The sequence below is a fragment of the Pseudomonas sp. MYb541 genome (assembly GCF_037479595.1).
In the GTDB taxonomy this organism is placed as follows: domain Bacteria; phylum Pseudomonadota; class Gammaproteobacteria; order Pseudomonadales; family Pseudomonadaceae; genus Aquipseudomonas; species Aquipseudomonas canadensis.
This window is the reverse complement of sequence record NZ_JBBGYS010000037.1, coordinates 18780-39344: the sequence shown is the minus strand read 5'-3', so window position 1 is coordinate 39344 and position 20565 is coordinate 18780. Positions and strand designations below refer to the sequence as shown.

General features: G+C 59.6%; 9 protein-coding genes. 4 read left to right on the top strand and 5 right to left on the bottom strand.

The window, feature by feature from the left end; translation table 11 throughout:
* Positions 1-125: 125 nt before the first annotated feature.
* The 5 genes from WH299_RS21585 to tpx all read right to left on the bottom strand — a co-directional run bounded on the left by WH299_RS21585 (position 126) and on the right by tpx (position 9941).
* Positions 126-1706 carry an efflux transporter outer membrane subunit gene (locus WH299_RS21585; protein ID WP_122554762.1) on the bottom strand — a complete coding sequence of 527 codons (1581 nt, stop codon included), beginning with the start codon at positions 1704-1706 and terminating at the stop codon, positions 126-128.
* On the bottom strand, positions 1703-4810 hold the full coding sequence (locus WH299_RS21580; protein ID WP_122727516.1) for an efflux RND transporter permease subunit: 3108 nt from the start codon (positions 4808-4810) through the stop codon (positions 1703-1705). The genes WH299_RS21585 and WH299_RS21580 overlap by 4 nt, the downstream gene beginning before the upstream one ends.
* On the bottom strand, positions 4807-7908 hold the full coding sequence (locus WH299_RS21575) for an MdtB/MuxB family multidrug efflux RND transporter permease subunit (protein WP_123477178.1): 3102 nt from the start codon (positions 7906-7908) through the stop codon (positions 4807-4809). The genes WH299_RS21580 and WH299_RS21575 overlap by 4 nt, the downstream gene beginning before the upstream one ends.
* A complete protein-coding gene (locus WH299_RS21570; RefSeq protein ID WP_126571628.1) occupies positions 7905-9209 on the bottom strand; it encodes an MdtA/MuxA family multidrug efflux RND transporter periplasmic adaptor subunit in 1305 nt (434 codons plus the stop codon). Before WH299_RS21570 ends, WH299_RS21575 begins: the two co-directional genes overlap by 4 nt.
* A 231-nt stretch (positions 9210-9440) precedes the next feature.
* Entirely contained in the window at positions 9441-9941 is a 501-nt protein-coding gene (gene tpx / locus WH299_RS21565; protein WP_126571629.1) for a thiol peroxidase, read from the bottom strand.
* A 158-nt stretch (positions 9942-10099) separates the two neighbouring features.
* Here tpx and WH299_RS21560 point away from each other — a divergent pair, with 158 nt between their 5' ends.
* The 4 genes from WH299_RS21560 (at position 10100) to WH299_RS21545 (ending at position 20496) form a co-directional block, all read left to right on the top strand.
* Entirely contained in the window at positions 10100-11389 is a 1290-nt protein-coding gene (locus tag WH299_RS21560; protein ID WP_339551247.1) for a glycosyltransferase, read from the top strand.
* A gap of 72 nt (positions 11390-11461) precedes the next feature.
* Positions 11462-12409: an AraC family transcriptional regulator gene (locus WH299_RS21555; RefSeq protein ID WP_339551245.1), complete on the top strand. Its 948-nt coding sequence runs from the start codon at positions 11462-11464 to the stop codon at positions 12407-12409.
* 124 nt (positions 12410-12533) lie between these two features.
* Positions 12534-18935: a hypothetical protein gene (locus WH299_RS21550; RefSeq protein WP_339551244.1), complete on the top strand. Its 6402-nt coding sequence runs from the start codon at positions 12534-12536 to the stop codon at positions 18933-18935.
* Positions 18936-19224: 289 nt separating this feature from the next.
* Positions 19225-20496: an ABC transporter substrate-binding protein gene (locus tag WH299_RS21545; RefSeq protein ID WP_445262716.1), complete on the top strand. Its 1272-nt coding sequence runs from the start codon at positions 19225-19227 to the stop codon at positions 20494-20496.
* Positions 20497-20565 lie beyond the last annotated feature (69 nt).

Sequence of the window (20565 nt, the reverse complement as noted above, 5' to 3'; positions counted from 1 at the left end):
TTGACGCCAATCTACTGGCTCAAAAGACCCTCGACGACCGCGCCTTTGCACTGCGCGGAGGTCGACCTTCACCCCCCCTGTAGAAGCCGGCAAGCCGGCTTCTACAGATGACCGGCGTTGCAGAGTCAGTCTTTCTCGGCAATCGGCGTCTGCCCGTCCCAGCCACCGCCCAATGCCGCGATCAATTGCACACTGGCCACCAGGCGTGTCTGCAGCAACGTCAATACCGTGCGTTCGTTGCTCAGGGCTGTGGCTTGCGTGGTGACCACATCCAGGTAGGCAATCAGCCCCGCCTTGTATTGGTTCTGGGTCAGACGTAACGATTCACGGGCGGCGTCCAGTGCTTCATTGCTGACCACCGCCTCGTCTTCCAGCACCTTGAGCTGCACCATGTAGTTTTCCACTTCACGGAAACCATCCAGCACGGTCTGGCGGTACTTGGCGACAGTCTCGTCGTAGCTGGCGATGGTGCGGTCGACTTCCGCTGACCGTTGGCCACCGTCAAACAACGTCATGGCCAGTTTTGGCCCCACCGACCAGAAGCGGTTCGGCAGGCTGATCCAGTCGGCGTAGGTGCTGCTGGAGTAACCACCGGCCAGGCTAAGGCTCAGGTCCGGGTAGTAGGCGGCCTTGGCCACGCCGATGTTGGCGTTGGCGGCAATCACCGAGCGTTCGGCCGAGGCGATGTCCGGGCGGCGCTCCAGCAGTTGCGATGGCAGGCTCACTGGAATCTGCGGCAGTGCCGGGATGTCCTTGCTCACCGCCAGGTTGAAGTTGGCCGGCGCTTCGCCGATCAACACTGCAATCGCGTTTTCCAGCTGGGCGCGCTGCCAGATCAGGTCGATCAGGCTGGCCTGGGTGGTCTTGAGCTGGGTTTGTGCCTGGGCCACCGCGTCCTTGCCGGAAACCCCGGCACGGTATTGGTTTTCGGTCATTTGCAGGGAGCGCTGATAGGTCTCCAGCGTGGCTTGCAGCAAGCGCGTTTGTTCATCCATGACGCGCAGTTGCAGGTAGCTTTGCACCAGTTCCGATTGTTGGCTCAGGCGCATCGCCGCCAAATCCGCCGAGCTGGCTTCGGCGCTGGCTTCATTGGCTTCCAAGCCACGGCGCAATTTGCCCCAGATGTCCGCTTCCCAGCTCACGCCCAACTGGGCATTGAGGGTGTCGCGGATGCCGCTGCTGGAGCTGCTCAGGCTCGCGTTGCTGCTGCCGGTGCCCTGGCTGGCGCGGGTTTTCCCGACGCTCAGGTCGACAGTCGGGTAAAACGCGCCCCGGGAGCTGCGCACCAGGGCCTGGGCCTGGCGGAAGCGTGCTTCGGCCTGGGCTACGGTTTGGTTGGACGTGTTCAGGCGTACTACCAGGTCGTTGAGCTGACGGTCGCCGTACAGTTCCCACCAGGCGCCACGGGCCAGGGAGTCGCTTGGGGTGGCTTGGCGCCAGCCTTGGGCTTCCTTGAATTGCGCCGGCTCGATGACCTCTGGCCGGTGGTAGTCCGGGCCAACGGCGCAGGCGCTGAGCAACAACGCCAACCCCACCGTAGGTGCGAGCTTGCTCGCGAAGGTCGCCAACGATAACGCGCCCAACCGGGAGGTACGTGGTGCCTGGGCGTTTATCGCCGGCAAGCCGGCTCCTACAGGGGAATGCGGTACGCCGGGAGTCGTTGAATCGCGCGGACGTGGTGCATTGGCGTGAGTTGAATCGGTCATAGCGCAGTGTCCAGGGCAGCATCGGTACGCACGCCGCGCCATTTGTTGAAGCGATGGCGCGCGCGGTCGAGATAGAGGTAGACCACCGGGGTGGTGTAAAGGGTCAGGACCTGGCTGAACACCAGGCCGCCGATAATCGTCAGGCCCAACGGACGGCGCATTTCCGCACCATCGCCCGCGCCCAGCAGCAACGGCAAGGCGCCGAGGATGGCTGCCAGGGTGGTCATCAGGATCGGGCGCAAACGCAACAGGCAGGCGCTGCGGATTGATTCCAGCGGGTTCATGCCATCGTGGCGTTCCAACTGCAAGGCCAGGTCGATCATCAGGATCGCGTTTTTTTTCACCACGCCGATCAGCAGGAACAGCCCCAGCAAGGAAATCAGACTGAATTCGCCCCCGGTCAGGTAGATCGCGAGCATCGCGCCGACACCGGCCGACGGCAAGGTCGAGAGGATGGTCAGCGGGTGAATGTAGCTTTCATACAGAATACCCAGCACCAGGTACACCGCCACCAGCGCGCCGAGGATCATGAACGGCTGGCCCTTCTGCGTGGCTGCAAAGGCATCGGCGGTACCGGCCATCTTGGCGATCACGTCTTCGGGCAAGCCGACCTTGGCAATCGCCCGTTCGATAGCGGCGGTGCCCTGCTCCACCGTCACGCCGGGGGCCATGTCGAACGCGATGTTCTCCGAGGCGAACTGGCCTTCGTGGCTGACGCGGTCGTCGGCCAGGCTGTTCTCATAATGGGCAATGGTCGACAGCGGCACCCGTGCGCCCGTGGAGGTAATCACCTGCATCTGGTTGAGGGTGATCGGGTCCTGGGCATATTTGGGATTGACCTCCATCACCACCTGGTACTGGTTGAGGCTGTCATAGATGGTGGAAATCTGCCGCTGGCTGTAGGCGTTGTTGAGCACCGCCGTGACCATGTTCATGTCGATGCCCAGGCGCTTGGCCTGGTCGCGGTCGACAATCAGCGTGACCTGCGCCGCGCCCCGGCCTTCACGGGCGTCGATGGCAGTGAGTTCTGGCAGCTCGCGCAAGGCCGCCACCACTTTCGGGTACCACAGGCGCAATGCCGCCAGGTCGCCGCTTTGCAGGATGTAGGAATACTGCGCGCTGGTCTGGTCGCGGCTGCCGCCGAATTGCAGGTCCTGGTCGGCCATCAGGAATAACCGCCCGCCCGGCACCAGCGGCACCTCCTTGCGCAGACGCTCGATCACCGCCTGGGCGGAAATCTTGCGCTCGCTGATGGGCTTCAAGCGCACCAGCATCACCGCATTGTTGGTGCCGTTGTTGCCGCCAATGAAGCCGGCCACGCTGAGCACCGCCGGGTCCTTGAGCACCGCCTTGCGGAAGGTTTCCATTTTCGGCTGCATCACGCTGAACGACAGCCCGTCATCACCGCGCACAAAACCGATCAACTGGCCAGTGTCCTGCTGGGGCATGAAGGTCTTCGGCACCACCACATACAGCGCCACGTTCATGCCGATGGTCAGCAACAGACTGAGCAAGGTCAGGCGTCGATGGCGCAACACCCAGTCCAGGCTGGTGGCGTAGCCGGCGACCATGCGGTCGTTGACCTTCTGGCTCCAGCGTTGCAAACCGGTCATCTCGCCCTTCACATGCGGCTTGAGCCAGCGCGCGCAGAGCATCGGGGTCAGGGTCAGCGAAACAATCAGCGACACAATGATCGCCGCCGACAAGGTGATGGAAAACTCGCGGAACAGGTTGGTGACAATCCCCCCCATGAACAGGATGGAGAGGAATACCGCCACCAGCGACACGTTCATCGACAGCAAGGTAAAGCCGACTTCCTGGGCCCCCAGGTACGCTGCCTTCATTGGCGGCACGCCCTCGTCGATATGCCGCGAAATGTTCTCCAGCACCACGATGGCATCGTCCACCACCAAACCGGTGGCCAGGATCAACGCCATCAACGAGAAGTTGTTCAGCGAGAACCCGTACAGGTACATCACCGCAAAAGTGCCCACCAATGAGACCGGCACCGCCAGGGTGGGGATCAGCGAGGCGCGGAAGTTACCGAGGAACAGGTACACCACCAGGATCACCAGGCCCACGGCGATGAGCAAGGTCATCTCGGCTTCGTGCAGAGTCGCGGTGATTACCGGCGAGCGGTCCATGGCCAGGCTCAGCTTGACGCTGGACGGCAGCACCGCCTGCAACGCCGGTAACTGCGCCTTGATCTGCCGGACCGTCTCGATGATGTTGGCGCCAGACTGGCGGTTGATCACCAGCAGCACCGCCGGTTCGTTGTTGAAGAAACCGCTGTTGTAGCGGTCTTCCACGCCGTCACTGATCTTGGCCACGTCGCCCAGGCGCAGCGCCGCGCCGTTCTGGTAGCGGATCAGCAGCGGTTCGTAGTCCTTGGCCTTTTCCAACTGGTCATTGGCCTGGATCTGCCAGTTGCGCTGGCTGTCTTCCAGGGAACCCTTGGGCCGGCGCTGGTTAGCGTTGGCGATGGTGTTGCGCACATCGTCGAGGGCCACGCCGTACTGGTCGAGGGCCTTGGGTTCGAGCTCGATACGCACCGCCGGCAAGGAGCTGCCGCCGATCTGCACTTCACCGACGCCGGGCACCTGGGACAGGCTCTGCGACAGAATGGTCGAGGCAAGGTCGTACAGCTGGCCCTTTTGCAACACGTCCGAGGTCAGCGACAGCACCATGATCGGCGCCTGGGACGGGTTGATCTTCTTGTAGGTGGGCATGCTGCGCATACCGCTGGGCAGCAGGTTGCGCGAGGCATTGATCGCCGCCTGCACTTCCCGCGCCGCGCCGTTGATATCGCGGTCGGAGTCGAACGCCAGGATCACCCGCGTAGAACCCTGGCTCGACGAACTGCTCATGGTGGTGATGCCGGCAATCGCGCCGAACGAGCGCTCCAGCGGCGTCGCCACCGTAGACGCCATCACCTCGGGGCTGGCACCGGGCAAGCTGGCCGACACCACGATCACCGGGAAGTCGATCTGCGGCAGCGGCGACACCGGCAACAGGTTGAAGCTCACGCCGCCCAGCAACAGGATCGCCAGGCTCAGCAGCATGGTCGCGACCGGCCGGCGGATGAAGGGTCCGGACAGGTTCATGACTCAACCGGCTCCAGGCTTTGCGGCTCTTTGCGCCAGCGACGGCCCAAACGATCGAAGTACAGGTAGATCACCGGCGTGGTGAACAGGGTGAGCACCTGGCTCACCAACAGGCCACCCACCATCACCAGCCCCAGCGGCTGACGCAGTTCCGCACCGGAACCGGTGGCGAGCATCAACGGCACCGCGCCGAACAATGCGGCCAGCGTGGTCATCAGGATGGGCCGGAAGCGCAGCAGCGCCGCCTGGTAGATCGCGGTCTGCGGGTCAAGGCCCTGGTTGCGTTCGGCATCGAGGGCGAAGTCGATCATCATGATCGCGTTCTTCTTGACGATACCGATCAGCAAGATGATGCCGATGATCGCGATCATGCCCAGGTCATTGCCGCTGAGCAGCAACGCCAGCAAGGCCCCCACCGCCGCCGACGGCAAAGTCGAGAGAATGGTGATCGGGTGGATATAGCTCTCGTAGAGCACACCCAGCACGATGTACATGGTGACCACCGCCGCCAGGATCAGCAGCAAAGTGCTCGACAGCGAGGCTTCGAAGGCCTGGGCCGCGCCCTGGAACTGAGTCTGCACGCCCACCGGCATGCCAATGTCTTTCTGGGTCTGGTTGATCAGCTCCACACCTTTGCCCAGCGCAACGCCGGGGGCCAGGTTGAACGACATCATCACTGCCGGGAACTGGCCGATGTGCGCAATCGCCAATTGCGCCTGGCGCTGTTCCACACGGGCCAGGCTGGACAGGCGCACCTGGCCGCCGTCGGTGGTTTTCACGTGGATCTGGTTCAGCGCATCCGGGCCGAGGGTTTCGCCGGACTGGGCCTGCAACACCACGCGGTACTGGCTGGCCTGGGTGTAGATGGTGGAGATCTGCCGCTGGCCGAAGGCGTCATACAACGCGTCGGTGATGGTCGATACGCTGACGCCCAGGCGCGAAGCCGCGTCGCGGTCGATCACCAGGTACACCTGCAAGCCCTTGTCCTGCAGGTCGCTGGCGACGTCAGTGAGTTCAGGCAACTGGCTCAACGCGTGGACCAGTTTGTCACTCCACAATGCCAGCAACTCGGCGTCCGGCGAAGACATGCTGAACTGGTACTGGGTACGGCTCACGCGGTCTTCGATGGTCAGGTCCTGCACCGGCTGCATGAACAGACGGATGCCCACCAGCTTGTCGATTTCCGGCTGCAGGCGGGTGATCACCTGGGCCGCGCTCAGGTCACGCTGGCCGTGGGCCTTGAGGTTGATCAGCAGGCGCCCGCTGTTGAGGGTGGCGTTGTCGCCGTCCACACCAATGTAGGAAGACAGGCTTTCCACAGCGGGATCGGCCAGGATGATCTTCGCCAGGTCCTGCTGGCGCTGGCTCATGGCCGCAAAGGAAATCGACTGTGGCGCTTCGGAAATACCCTGGATCACGCCGGTGTCCTGCACCGGGAAGAAACCCTTGGGCACGATCAGGTACAGGAACACGGTCAGGCCCAGGGTCGCGATGGCCACCAGCAGGGTCAGCGGCTGATGCTTGAGCACCCACTGCAGCATGCTGCCGTAACGTGCGATCAACCAATCGATCCAGGCGCCGCTGGCCTTGTAGAAGCGACTTTGCTCCTCGATCTTGGGTTCGCGCTTGAGCAAGCGCGCGCACATCATGGGCGTGAGGGTCAGCGAGACTACCAGGGAAATCAGGATCGCCACCGCGAGGGTGATGGCGAACTCTCGGAACAGCCGCCCTACCACGTCAGCCATGAACAGCAGCGGAATCAGTACCGCGATCAGCGACAGCGTCAGGGAAATCAGGGTGAAGCCGATCTGCTTGGCGCCCTTGAGCGCGGCGGCCAGCGGCGTTTCGCCTTCCTCGATATAACGGGAGATGTTCTCCAGCATCACGATGGCATCGTCCACCACAAAACCAGTGGCGATGGTCAAGGCCATCAGCGTCAGGTTATTGATGGAGAACCCCGCCAGGTACATCACGCCAAAGGTGCCCACCAGGGACAGCGGCACGGCAATGGAAGGAATGATCGTGGCGCTGACCCGGCGCAGGAACAGGAACGTCACCATCACCACCAGGGCAATGGCGATGAGCAATTCGTGCTGCACGTCTTTGACCGAGGCGCGGATGGTCTGGGTGCGGTCGGTGAGTACCGTTACGTCGAGGCCGGCCGGCAGGTTGTCAGTGATGCTCGGCAACAGCGCCTTAATGCGGTCCACCACCTCGATCACGTTGGCCCCCGGCTGGCGCTGGATATTCAGCAGCACAGCCTGGTTTTCGTTGGCCCAGGCGGCAAGGCGTTCGTTTTCGGCGCCGTCGACGATCTGGGCTACGTCTTTCAGGCGCAGCGGCGCGCCATTGTTGTAGGCCAGGATCAGTTCGGCGTATTGCTGGGGCGAGACCAATTGGTCGTTGGCGTCGAGCATCGACACGCGGGTGGGGCCGTCGAAATTACCCTTGGGCTGGTTGACGTTGGACGCGGCAATCAGGGTACGCACGTCCGACAGGTTCAAGCCATTGGCCGCCAGGGCCTCGGGGTTGACCTTGATGCGCACCGCCTGGCGTTGGCCGCCCGCGATGCTGACCATGCCGACGCCGCTGATCTGCGCGATTTTCTGCGCCATGCGCGTGTCGACCAGGTCGTTGAGCTTGGGCAGCAGCATGGTCTTGGAGGTGATTGCCAAGGTCAGTACCGGGGTATCCGCCGGGTTGACCTTGTTGTACACCGGCGGCGCCGGCAGGTCCTTGGGCAACAGGTTGGTCGCGGCGTTGATCGCGGCCTGCACCTGCTGCTCGGCGACATCCATGTTGATGTCGAGGTTGAAGCGCAGGGTCAGCACCGACGCACCGCCGGAGCTGGTGGAGGCCATCTGCGTAAGGCCGGGCATTTGCCCGAACTGGCGTTCCAGCGGCGCGGTGACCGCACTGGTCATCACGTCGGGGCTGGCGCCGGGGTACAGGGTCATCACGCGGATCGTCGGGTAATCCACCTGGGGCAAGGCCGACACCGGCAGCAAGCGATACGAAATGATGCCGGCCAACACAATGGCCAGCATGCTCAGCGTGGTGGCGACCGGGCGAAGGATAAACAGCCGCGACAGGTTCATGAACCGACCTTTTGCGCCTTGCCGGCAGTGGTGCCGGTCTCCCCTTTCGCCGCGGGCTTGCCTTGCAGGTGCTCGGTCGGGGTGGTCGGCACTTCGCTGCTGTCGTTGACCACTTCGATTTCACTGCCGTCCTTCAAGCGGTCGGTGCCTTCCAGCACCACGCGATCGCCGGCCTTGAGGCCCTCTTTGATCACGGTGTTGTCGCCATCGGTATCCCCCACCACCAGCGGCTGCACCTTGACCTTCTTATCGCCGTCGAGCACATAGACGAAGGTGCCGGTGTTGCCGAACTGGATCGCCGCCGACGGCGCCAGCACGACGTTATGCAGGGTGTCGGCCAGCAGGTGCACATTGACGAACTGGTTGGGGAACAGCGCCTGGTCCTTGTTATCAAAGCGCGCCTTGAATTTCAGGGTGCCGGTGGTGACGTCGATCTGGTTGTCCAGGCTCTGCAGCACGCCGGTAGCCTGTTGCTTCACGTCGCCACGGTCCCAGGCTTCCACGGGCAGCTTGTTGCCGGCGTGGTAGCGGGCGAGCACGGTTTCCAGTGTGCTCTCCGGCAAGGTGAAGGCCACGCTGATCGGCTGGGTTTGAGTGATAACGGCGAGGAACGTGGTGTCGTTGGCTGCTACCAGGTTGCCGACGTCGACCTGGCGCAAGCCGACGCGGCCGCTGATTGGCGCACGGATCTTGGTGAATTCGAGGTTGAGCTTGGCGTCATCCACCGCACCCTGGTTGGTCTTGACCGTACCCTGGTATTGCAGGACCAGCGCTTCGGCGGTGTCCAGGGTCTGCTTGGCGATACTGTCCTGGGCGTACAGGTCGCGGTAACGCTGCACGTCGACCTGGGCGTTTTTCAGCTGGGCCTGGTTCTGCATCAGCGTGCCCTGGGCCTGGAGCAAGGCGTTCTGGTAACTGCGCGGGTCGATCTCGGCGAGCAGGTCACCGGCCTTGACCATCTGGCCTTCTTCAAAGGCGATCTTTACCAACTCACCGCCCACCCGGCTGCGCACATTGATGGTATTGAGCGCAGTAACCGTGCCCAGCGCCTTGTAGTACACCGGGAATTCGCCCAGCACCGCAGGCGCCACACGCACTGGCACCGGGCCGGTAGAGCCACCGAAACCCGGGCGCATCATCCCCGACTTGCCGGCACGTCCGGCTGGCGCCTGCGCGGCGGCATCCTTGTGGCTGGCGGGCCAGAACTTCCAGCACAGGCCGGCAATAACCAGCAGCACAAGCAGGCCGAACAGCCAGCGGCGGGACTTACGGGGGGAGGATTGCATGGAGTGATCAACCATTGGGCGCGAGAGCTTCTTCTTTGGGAGGCTGAAAGATAAGCACTGGGGCGCATTTAGAAAAGCGCCTTTACCGGCTATTTACCTTGGGCTTACAACTTTTAACTTCTGACCTTAGTTCATCGGCCGTTTCGCTAAGCATCTGAGCTACCAATAAAAACGGCCTGGACTAGGCCAGGCCGCAATCATGCATCAAGCGTGTTACTGCAAAACGACAGTAACGTACCGGAACAGTTACTTCAAAACAGCCAGGGCTGCTTCGTAGTTTGGCTCTTGGCCGATTTCTGGCACCAGTTCGCTGTGCAGCACGTTGTTGTTCTCGTCCAATACCACCACGGCGCGGGCGGTCAAGCCTTGCAGTGGACCGTCAGCCAGCGAAACGCCGTAGTCGACCGCGAAGTCAGCGTTGCGGAAGTCCGACAGGCTCAGCACATTGTCCAGGCCTTCAGTGCCGCAGAAACGCTTCTGGGCAAACGGCAGGTCAGAGGAAATGCACAGCACGACGGTGTTGCTCAGGTCGTTGGCCTGGGCATTGAACTTGCGAACCGAGGTCGCGCAGGTCGGGGTGTCGACGCTTGGGAAGATGTTCAGCACTTTGCGCTTGCCGGCGAAGGTCGCCAGGGTCGCGTCCGACAGATCGCCGGCAGTCAGGGTGAAATCAGGGGCTTGGGTGTCGGTTTTCGGCAATTCGCCTTCAACCTGGACAGGGTTACCACGAAGGGTGACTTGAGCCATGAACGGAATCCTTATGCTGATTTGGGTTTAACGAATTCGAGAGGCCGAAGTTAACCACAAAGTACGTTCGCTACCTACCGCCAAACATAAATTGTCATGTCGTCGGTTATGGTTTAATTGCGCGCTTTGCGCCCTGCCCCTCAAGGAAAACGATGTCGATGAATGCCCCTGCCACCAAAGTCCTGGTCATTGGATACGTCTGGCCGGAACCCCGTTCCTCGGCCGCCGGCGGGCATATGATGCAAATTCTTGAGAGTTTTCTTACGCAAGGTTGGGATATCACCTTCAGCAGCCCCGCCACTATTGGCGAACACAAGGCCGACTTGACTGCACTGGGCATCGCCGAATGTGCCATAGAACTCAATAACAGCAGCTTCGATGATTTTGTCCGCGAACTGGCGCCGGATATCGTGCTGTTCGACCGTTTCATGATGGAGGAACAGTTCGGCTGGCGCGTTGAGAAGCACTGTCCCGATGCCCTGCGGGTGCTGGAAACCTGTGACCTGCAGAGTCTGCGCGACGCGCGCCAGCAGCGTCTGAAGGATCACCTCAAAGCCCATCCCCACAGCGAGGATTTCAGCGCCCTGTTCGCGCCGGCGCTGGATGATGAATTCCAGCTGATGGCCGATACGGACATCGCCAAGCGCGAGATTGCCGCGATCTACCGCTGTGACATCAGCCTGATGATCTCGGACGTGGAAGCGCGGCTGCTCACCGAGCAATTCAAGGTACCCGCCGCCCTGCTCCACTGGTGCCCGCTGATGTTGCAGCCGCCGACCGAGCCCTTCGTGCCGTTTGAAGACCGTGCGCACTTCCTCAGCATCGGCAACTTCCGCCACGCGCCCAACTGGGATGCGGTGTTATGGATGAAAAACAGCCTGTGGCCGCTGATTCGCCAGCAATTGCCCGGCGCGCAGCTGCATATCTACGGGTCCTATACCCCGCCCAAGGCCACGGCATTGCACAACCCGGCGCAGGGTTTTCATGTGATGAATTGGGCCGAAGATGCCCTGCAAGTCATGGCCGCCGCGCGTATCTGCCTGGCGCCCCTGCGCTTCGGTGCCGGCATCAAGGGCAAACTGGCGGACGCGATGCTCTGCGGCACACCGAACATCACCACGCCCATCGGCGCCGAAGCCATGGGTGATGATCAGCCGTGGCCTGGCATGATCGAACACAGCGCCCCCGCCCTGGCCGCCGCCGCCGTGGCGCTGTATCAGGATCGTGAACGTTGGACCCAGGCCCAGGAAGACGGCCGCCGGTTGCTGGCCCGACGCTACAACGCGGCCACCCACGGGCCGGCGTTGGTGGCGTGCCTGGAACACTGTCGCGGCAACCTGGCTGCCCACCGCCGGGACAACTTCACTGGCAGCATGCTGCGCCACCACGCCCATAAAAGTACGCAGTACATGTCCCAGTGGATCGAGGCGAAAAACCGCCTCTTATAAACACCAGCGCTGGCGAGGGCGCGCGCGACGGGGCATTATCCTACGCAGCAACCACAATAAAGCGACGGCAGCATGACCCGAGCAACGCGTATCACCGACCCTTCCTACGAACTGATGGACGACCACAACGGCCTGTCCATCATCTATCGCCAGCACGGTTTCCCCTGCCCGCTGGTGCGCTGGCACTTCCACAAAGAATATGAGCTGCACCTGATCGTGGCCAGCTCCGGCAAGGTGTTCATCGGCGACTACATCGGCAACTTTTACCCGGAAAGCCTGTTTCTCACGGGTCCCAACCTGCCCCACAACTGGATCAGCCAGGTGGAGGAAAACGAGGTGGTGCCCAAGCGTGACATGCTGGTGAATTTCACTGATGAGCTGTTCGAGCAAGGCAGCCACATCTTCGCCGAACTCAAGACCCTGGCGCCGCTGCTGGAGCGCGCGCAGTACGGCATCGAATTCCGCTGCAAAAAAACCATCGCCCAGGCCATGACCTTGATGCAGCGCATCGAGGACACCCAGGGCATGGCGCGCCTGGGGCACTTCTTTATCCTGCTGGACGTGTTGAGTGCGTGTGAGGACTACCAATTGCTCTCCGGAGTGACCACGCCGCAACTGGCCGATGAACACAGCATCGACCGTACCAACCGCGCAGTGGACTATATCTTTGCCCACTACGCGCGCGAGTTGCCACTTGAAGAAGTGGCGGATTATCTGGGGATGAAGCCCACGTACTTTTCGCGGGTATTCAAACAGGCCACCGGACGCACGTTTATCGAATTCGTCAATCGGCTGCGCATCAGCAAGTCCTGCGAGTTGCTGGCCGACGGCGACAAGGCCGTGACCGATGTGTGCTTCGAATCGGGCTTCAATAACATCTCCAACTTCAACCGGCGCTTTCAGCAACTCAAGGGCATGACACCCTCCCACTACCGGCGCCTGGCAGTGCAACGGCTCACCGAAGAAAACCGCGGCCAGCATCTTACGACACAAGCAAACGGCTACAAATCAGGCCTTTAGATCGCTGCCTTCACGCAATGGAACCCTTTAAATAGCCAAGCCACAGAGTGAGCACACACCCAACGCTTCTTTTTCATTCGTTGGGTGGCGTATTTTTCACACGCAGGCATAAGGCGCTCGACTAATGACCAGAGTTCACCGCTCTCGCTTAACCACCTCTGTTACGCCCTCGGAACCTACAAGACAAAGCCTGCACGCGGCGCCTGAGAACCCGGCGGCCGCCAAAGTCGTCGGACTTTTTCAGGCACGTCAAAACGGGCAAATGGAGCGCTCGCAGCCCGAATACGCGGCAAATATGCCCAAACACGCGCCGCAGCGGCTCCTTGATCTGCTCAGCTATACGGTGACAGAAGAGCAGCCAAGTCTGGCCGAACAGATCAGTCAGTTGGTACAGGGCTCTGGTAAGTCACTCACAGACGAAAAAGTGCTGCACAATGAAGTCGAGCGGCTCCTGAACCAGCCAAGCGCGCTCAATCCGCAAAAAACTTACACCCAGCTTATTGACGAAATACTCCAAAACCCGTCGCGCGCCATGCCTAACAACGGCCATGGTTTTTCTCGAGTGCGCCGAGAACTGGGCAATGCCGCCCCTGCGCAAAACGCCGGCGACACTGCGGTCCAGCAGTTCGCCAATGCCTTGGTTGAAGACAGCGACAGCCAACTGGCGATTAATTTCGCCAATCATCTGATCCGCATTCGGGTGAATGCGACCCCATACAGCCTCGCTAGTGCAGCCCCAATTGCCATCCCGCCCAGCTCAACGTTCGGCCTTGCCTGGAACGAACTGGCTGACGCACTCGACGCGGAGCCTTTCAAGACCTTTGCCCAAACCAAAGGTATTGATATTTCAAGTCTTGTCATCAAGGCCAATGGAGACCTGACTGGGCGCAGACACAACCAAACCTTCAGTTTCTCTTTGACACAACATCCCGAATGGGCGAACGCTTCATCTGCCGTTTTGACCGCGTCGAACAAAATGCGCGGGGACATCACGTTCAGCGACCGAGGGCACGCACCAGCGGCGAACGTCGCAGGCTTTTATCTGGAGCGCAACAGCCGCTTCAACAGTGACGACACGCTAATGGCGATTGATCGGCTGATGAGCGAGAGAAACTTCAGTTCGATAAGTAATACCGACAGCTACTACGCGGCTCAATACGGCCCAGTCCAGCAGCGCCAAAGGGACGCCAAACAACAGGTTGCAAACCTGCCACCTTCCCGGTTGAACCGTCTACTGGCAGATTTCGAGCCCGCGTCGGCGGCACAAAAAATCAAGGACGCCGATCAAGCCCTGGCCCGCCTGAGCAGCCAAGCGATTGGCACGTTGTCAGGATTCACGATTGAAGAACTGCCCGAGTACTCGACCTTCAACCTCGTACGTAACAACCTCAAGGAGGCGCTGAACGGCGTTGCCTTTACGGCGTTCGCAAAAGAACAAAACCTTGACGTGTCGAGCGTCCGGATCATTTCGGAGGACGGAACCTTGATAGGCAAAGTCAATGGCGTCGAAACCACCTTCGCTTTGAACGGCCTCTCCGGTTGGTCCGACGTCTGGCCGCAAGTACAACCGGCGGTAGAACGTATGGCGACAGGCTCAGGCGACTACGTCTACTACCCCAACGCACGTTCTGCAGAGGTTTCAGAAGTGCTCCGTTTTTACGCGGAAGAAGGACTGCCTCGAAATGACTTCCCTAAGCCTGGCTGGGCGCGAAGAGTGCACGAAGCGAGTCTGCGCAGAAGTGCCAAAATCACTCAAGTCGACGGCTTCAAGGCATTGGTCGGCACGCCCACTGACGATGCCCGCTCGCTGAGCGTACGCGCGGCGCAGCAGGCCGTCATATTGCAACTCACTGGAAAACCACTGCACCTTACGCCGCTTGAAACCCTGGCGGCAGCAGCCAAGGCCAACGTGCCACAGACCAACCCCGCACCGCCCATAAACGCGGCACCAAGCCCCGACACGCCAGAAGACACCTTGGCACGTGCCGAAGCCGAACTGGTCGGCACTACGCATCGCGTGATGCTTGAGCTCAAGAGCGACCCGACCCCACCTGCATCAAAAAAGATTGAACCGATCCCGGCCAACAGCCTGTTCGGACAATGGCTGGCTTACTTGGACAAAGCCCTGAAGAGCAGCGGTTTTACCGAGTGGGCCGCGAAACAGGGCATTGACCTGAGTTCCTTACGCTTTGACCCAACGGACCACGCTCTGATTGGCAAGGTCGGTGGTGTTGAACAGCGTTTTACCGCCACTGACTTCACGAAAAAATACCCGGCAGAGCATTTTGACGTGCTCACGCCAGTGTTGACCGCTGCCGAGGCATTCACCGCACACGGAAAACCGATCACGCTGGCTCAGGCCAACGACAGCAGCGCATCCTTTGAGTGGGTGGCCAATTTCTATTCCATCAGTACCGACTACGACAGCGAGGCGTTCACGCGACACACGGAGCTGATGGGCCGAACATTGGAGTTTCCAACGCCACCTGAAAACCCAGGGAAAATCGTGAGCTGGCTGAACCAGCGCAAAACCGCGTTAGGCGACAGCAATGACAGGCATGCGCTGATTCATCAGCTTAAATTCGGGAATGTTGATAACGACGCCACAACCCGCTTTACGGTGGATCCGGACTCCAGCCACCAGCCCAAGGGCACCACGACACTCCAGAAGTTTCTGTCAGACCACGGCTGGTACGGTGCGACGTCGGCTGCACAGGTCGATAACTTGTTGCTGGCGTTGCAAACCGAGATCCCGCAGGCACCTCCCTTAGGCAACCAATGGGGCTTCTTGTCCACGGACTTACCGTTGAGTGCCGAGCAACGCAGCGCGGTGGGTGAGTTCCTCAAAACGTCTGTTGGAAGCCACAGCACCCTTCTCAGCTTCTTGAGTTCCGGCGTTTCCAACCTGAGCAGCAACCCAGATCAGGCACTGCAACAACTCCTCTCCAGTGACATCGCCCTGGAGCTCGCCACACACTTGCAAACCGCAATGAAGGGCGCTGCTACCCCAACCAGCCTAAAGCAATGGCTATTGACCGCGCTTGTACTAGAGCTTGATCCAACGGCCGGCACCCAGCGCAATCGCGTTGCAGGTTTCGACTTCATGTGGCCTGCGAACTGGGGCTTAGGCGCTGGCAAGCTCAGTGAGCTTTTAAGCCAACATCTGGCTGATACCCAACAGGTCCCGACCAACCTTCGTCCGGCAGTCACACGCCTATTGATGTCCGGTGCCGCGCCACATTTGCTGGTCAAAGACATACCGTCGACGTTGAAGTTCGGTTCCCCAGAATGGGTCAACTTTTCAAGTGCGGTAAATCGAATCGAACTGATAGTCGCCGGTGCCAGCGCGAACATGACTTACCAGCAGGTCATGGACTTTCATAACATCAAGCCCATTTCAGCAGAGGAAAACCGCCTGCAGGCCGTCGCCCAACTGAACCCGGTGATTGATTGGGCCGTCATCAATAACCATCTTGGGAAAAACAACAACGACGAATATAGCCTCGATCAGCTGAACGACAGCCAGGAAAAACTCGATACACAGATCAATGAGACCTCGCAAGCCAAGCGTTACCTGCGAACCGTCGAACCGCCGAGCAGAAGGGCCATGGCCCTGGCGGCACTGAAAGAGCAGTTTGGCTCGGCCATCGATTTTGAGAGCCGGGTCCTATGGGAAAAGGTCGCGGGCGGGCTCTTTTCCGGCATTAACGCAAGCATCGTCGAGGTCTATGAGGCCGGCCGCCTGGGTGAAAGTTGGAGTACAGGCCAACCAGGTCTGAACTTCGAAGACCTGCGCAAAAAGGCACATGAGTTGCCAGATATCAACGAGCAATTCGACAAAGCCATCCAGCCAGACTTCACCCAGCGCAGGGCCAGTAAGATTTCCCTGTTCAAAGATATGCTCAGCAAGTTGCCGCTGGAAGAGCGCAATAGCCTTAACTTTGGAGCGGTGGAACTTCTGCAAGTGGAAGGTGCCGCCAGTGGCATCATCATAACCTCCGTCTACGAAGGCGTGAGGAGGGATTTCGCGGTCTATCCGGCAACTGGGCAAATCGTCAAAATCCCCGACATTGATCCATTAACGCCGCTAGACGAAAAAGTCAGCCTTGCCATCGACATGGACGCGCTCAAAAACGGGACAGAGCCCAAACAGGGTGTCACCTCCGATGTTGTATTGAGGGTAAGCGAGCAATTCATCCTCATCGAGCGTGCTGACGACGACAAACGCCCTGAGTTGCGTGAAAGGCTCTTCCTTGAACGCCCTGCAAGTGACGCATCCTCCGTTTACGACGGCGAGAGGATGGAGGACCTCGCCAAGGTGCTGGTTGACACGGCCTACCTGCGCAAAAGTACCTTCATCGCTATCCACCGTGGGTTGCATAATGCAGTTGAACAGGGAGTAGAACCCAGCGACTTCTTCAAAGGCCTTTTACGTGCCCTTCCAGGCGGCAGCAGCCTTGAAGATATTTACCACGGTGAATACGCCAAAGCGGCGGGTGATCTACTCATTGATATCGCGCTCTACGTGGCCACTGAAGGCGCTGGGAAAATATGGGCGCTAGCAAAAACAGGTGCTGCGTGGGCCATTGCCAAGGTTTCTGGCAAGTTTGTCGAGAAGTTCGGAGCAGAAGAAGCCGAAAGCATTGCACTCAAGGATGTAACCGCCGCCAGTACCTCGAATTCGATCAACACATTGAGCCGCATGCAGGATAGCCGCATTGCAGAGCAAACGGCAGACATGGCCGACGGCAGAGTCATACGTTCCAACACCCAGAACCAAGTCAAGGTCACCACAGTATTCCAGGACGGTGAATGGTACGCCTACGACGCCAAGACACAGGCGGCTTATGGCCCCGCCCTGGAGGGTTTTATCTCGGATACATCAGCCCCCCTGCGCCAAGAGACTTTCTCAAGCGGCACTCAAGCCCTGGTAACTGAAAAGCCCCTGGCCGCCGATGCATATACCCTGCCTCGCGCCAATGGCTTCGACCTGGTCAATGACGGCAAGGTATACCGTTACGATGCCCGAAATCCCAATGTGCTCACCGACCTGGAGTCGGCCGACCACTTTAAGCCCTTGGATAAGTTCGAAGCGATCTGTGAGGCACCCTCCGTTGGCGGCAGAGCCAAACGCGGTGCCAATGACACGTGCTTCTCCAAAATCATTGAGAACACTCCCAACGAATTGACTCAGGAGCTACAAGCACTTGAGCATGTACGCTTGTTCCCCTCACCGCGGAAGCTTTTCAGAAAGGATCAATTTGTCGTCTTCGAACGACGCCGCTGCCAAGTGATTGAAAGCGAAATGGGGCCTCAACTTCACCCGACTCAGGACAACAAGCGCATCACCTACAAATCGCAGATAACCGGCAGCATCAAACATGATCCACAGTTTGGCTTTTACGCTGGGCAAACCAACGGAGCACTGAACCAGGAAACGCGTGTAATCAAGCTCAACAGCATCAGCGATATCTGTGACGACAAGCGCGAAGTTCGCGCGGTCATCGTTAACGGTCGAACGCCTGGCGACACCGAAAAGTACCTGGTGATCGAGGCGGACACCGCGGAGTTCTATTACGCGAAACTGAATACCACGGCATCCGGTGAACTCACATTCTTTAAAACCACACCCAACGACCTATCACTCGTAAATGGCTATCGGAATAAATTCAGCATCCGCCAAGGCGTGTCCAGAACACCACTGGATGCCGAATTCATCGCCCTGCCCAAACTGGACTCGGCGCTGGAAGAGTTGAAGCGTTTGGGTTACCAGAAAAAAGATGTCGATGAGTTAGGTGCTTTCGTTAAAAGCATGACGAAGGAGCAACAGCGCGAGGTGCTCTATCAGTTGCAACGTAGCGAAGCGATTGGCAAGGCGAATATCGCCCTGAAGCCAAATCAAGTAACCGCTCTGACAACGCCATCGAACTTCTCGACGTTAACAGCCGAGCAGCAAAACAAACTCCTGGCGCAGCAGGTAAAAGACACGGTAACCCGTTCCATGACGGCCACCGGGCTAGGCCCAGGCAACCAGATACGCTCAGCATCGGATATTGCACGAGCAGACGCAGCCAGCCAGACCCTCGCATGGTTGCGTCGAAGCATTCCCAGCAGTGCGCGGAATCGCTCTGACATGATTATGAAAGCCGGCGCCGGCAATTGCGGAGAAATGGCCCTGCTTTCGAGGGACATCATCAAAAAGAGTGGTGGCAATGCCTACGAATGGGCAGCCTCAGATGCTCACGCATTCACTGTGGTGGGCGGCCCCTCCGGGCTACCTGCAGCAACGGTCGACTTCTCGGAACCTGAGTGGGCGGATGCCTGGATTGTCGACCCGTGGGCAGGCATTGCCAGCCCCGCTCGTGAGTACACGCAAAAATTGAAAGCGGTCATGACGCAATGGGAGCGTGATGGCATAAAAATAGTGGACGGCAACAAGACCATAAGCCCACTGGACACAGACTGGATGGATGCCCTAATCACGAAACCGAAGACGCCGTATCCTCACGGTTATATCAACCCCTAAGCCCCTGCGGCGCCGGGCGAAAACCGCACGCAGTTGCAGTGCAGCGATTTTCGCCCAGGCCGGGCAGTGAAAAGTTTCAGCCAACCCCAAAGACAGTGCAAAAAAGTATCAGTCCCAGTGTTCCCAAGGATTTGTCACAGCGCAATTAGAAGGCTGTAATCAACGCACACTCTTCCTGACTCCCTGTGGGAAGACACAACAACAATAACTGTCCTTCTGTAGCCCCCTGGGCGCGGAAATGGAGTGCGCGATGAAGTTCACAGCAAAAGCCCTGCTTGTCTCTACCTGCATGACCCTCAGCGCCGTCAGCCTTGGCGCGCAGACCTTGACCATTGCCACCGTCAACAACAGCGACATGATCCGTATGCAGAAGCTCTCGAAAACCTTCGAGACCGAGCATCCGGAGATCAAGCTGAACTGGGTGGTGCTCGAAGAAAACGTGCTGCGCCAGCGTCTCACCACTGACATCGCCACACAGGGCGGGCAGTTCGATGTGTTGACCATCGGCATGTACGAAGCTGCACTGTGGGGTGCCAAGGGCTGGCTGGAACCGATGAAGGACCTGCCGGCGTCCTACGACCTCGATGATGTATTCCCTTCGGTGCGTGACGGTTTGTCCGTCAAGGGCTCGCTGTACGCCCTGCCGTTCTACGCCGAAAGCTCGATCACCTATTACCGCACCGACCTGTTCAAGGACGCCGGGCTGACTATGCCCGAGCACCCGACCTGGACCCAGATCGGCGAATTCGCCAGCAAACTCACCGACAAGACCAAAGAGCAATACGGCCTGTGCCTGCGCGGCAAAGCCGGTTGGGGCGAGAACATGGCGCTGATCACCACCCTGGCCAACGGCTACGGTGCGCGCTGGTTCGATGAGAAGTGGCAGCCGGAATTCAACGGTCCAGAATGGAAAGACGCGCTGAACTTCTACGTCGACAACATGAAGAAATCCGGCCCGCCGGGTGCTTCCAGCAACGGTTTCAACGAAAACCTGGCGCTGTTCAACAGCGGCAAGTGCGCGATCTGGGTCGACGCCAGCGTGGCCGGCTCATTCGTCACCGACAAGACTCAAAGCAAAGTGGCTGACCATGTCGGCTTTACCTTTGCCCCGCACGAGAAGACCGACAAAGGCACTTCGTGGCTGTACTCCTGGAGCCTGGCGATCCCTACCAGCTCCAAGGCCAAGGACGCCGCCAAGGTGTTCACCAGTTGGGCGACCTCTAAAGAATACGGCGCATTGGTCGCCAAGACCGACGGTGTTGCCAACGTACCGCCAGGCACGCGCAAGTCGACCTACAGCGACGACTACATGAAGGCCGCGCCGTTTGCCAAGGTGACCCTCGAATCGCTGAAAGTCGCAGACCCGACCAAACCGACGCTCAAGCCGGTGCCGTATATCGGTATCCAGTTGGTGACCATTCCTGAGTTCCAGGCGATCGGGACGCAGGTCGGCAAGTTCTTCTCGGGCGCGCTGACTGGTCAGCAGACGGTGGATGCTGCATTGACCGCCGCGCAGACCACCACCGAGCGTGAAATGAAGCGGGCCGGGTATCCCAAGTAAAGCAGGCCCACCACCGTCAAATGTGGGAGGGGGCTTGCCCCCGATAGCAATCTACCAGTTGATGATTTT

What these genes read in the sequence shown, in the direction of transcription:
- WH299_RS21545 (WP_445262716.1), top strand. Translation starts at nt 19,225, where the DNA reads ATGACCCTCAGCGCCGTCAGCCTTGGCGCGCAGACCTTGACCATTGCC.
- tpx (WP_126571629.1), bottom strand. Translation starts at nt 9,941, where the DNA reads ATGGCTCAAGTCACCCTTCGTGGTAACCCTGTCCAGGTTGAAGGCGAA.
- WH299_RS21580 (WP_122727516.1), bottom strand. Translation starts at nt 4,810, where the DNA reads ATGAACCTGTCCGGACCCTTCATCCGCCGGCCGGTCGCGACCATGCTG.
- WH299_RS21555 (WP_339551245.1), top strand. Translation starts at nt 11,462, where the DNA reads ATGACCCGAGCAACGCGTATCACCGACCCTTCCTACGAACTGATGGAC.
- WH299_RS21560 (WP_339551247.1), top strand. Translation starts at nt 10,100, where the DNA reads ATGAATGCCCCTGCCACCAAAGTCCTGGTCATTGGATACGTCTGGCCG.
- WH299_RS21575 (WP_123477178.1), bottom strand. Translation starts at nt 7,908, where the DNA reads ATGAACCTGTCGCGGCTGTTTATCCTTCGCCCGGTCGCCACCACGCTG.
- WH299_RS21550 (WP_339551244.1), top strand. Translation starts at nt 12,534, where the DNA reads ATGACCAGAGTTCACCGCTCTCGCTTAACCACCTCTGTTACGCCCTCG.
- WH299_RS21570 (WP_126571628.1), bottom strand. Translation starts at nt 9,209, where the DNA reads ATGGTTGATCACTCCATGCAATCCTCCCCCCGTAAGTCCCGCCGCTGG.
- WH299_RS21585 (WP_122554762.1), bottom strand. Translation starts at nt 1,706, where the DNA reads ATGACCGATTCAACTCACGCCAATGCACCACGTCCGCGCGATTCAACG.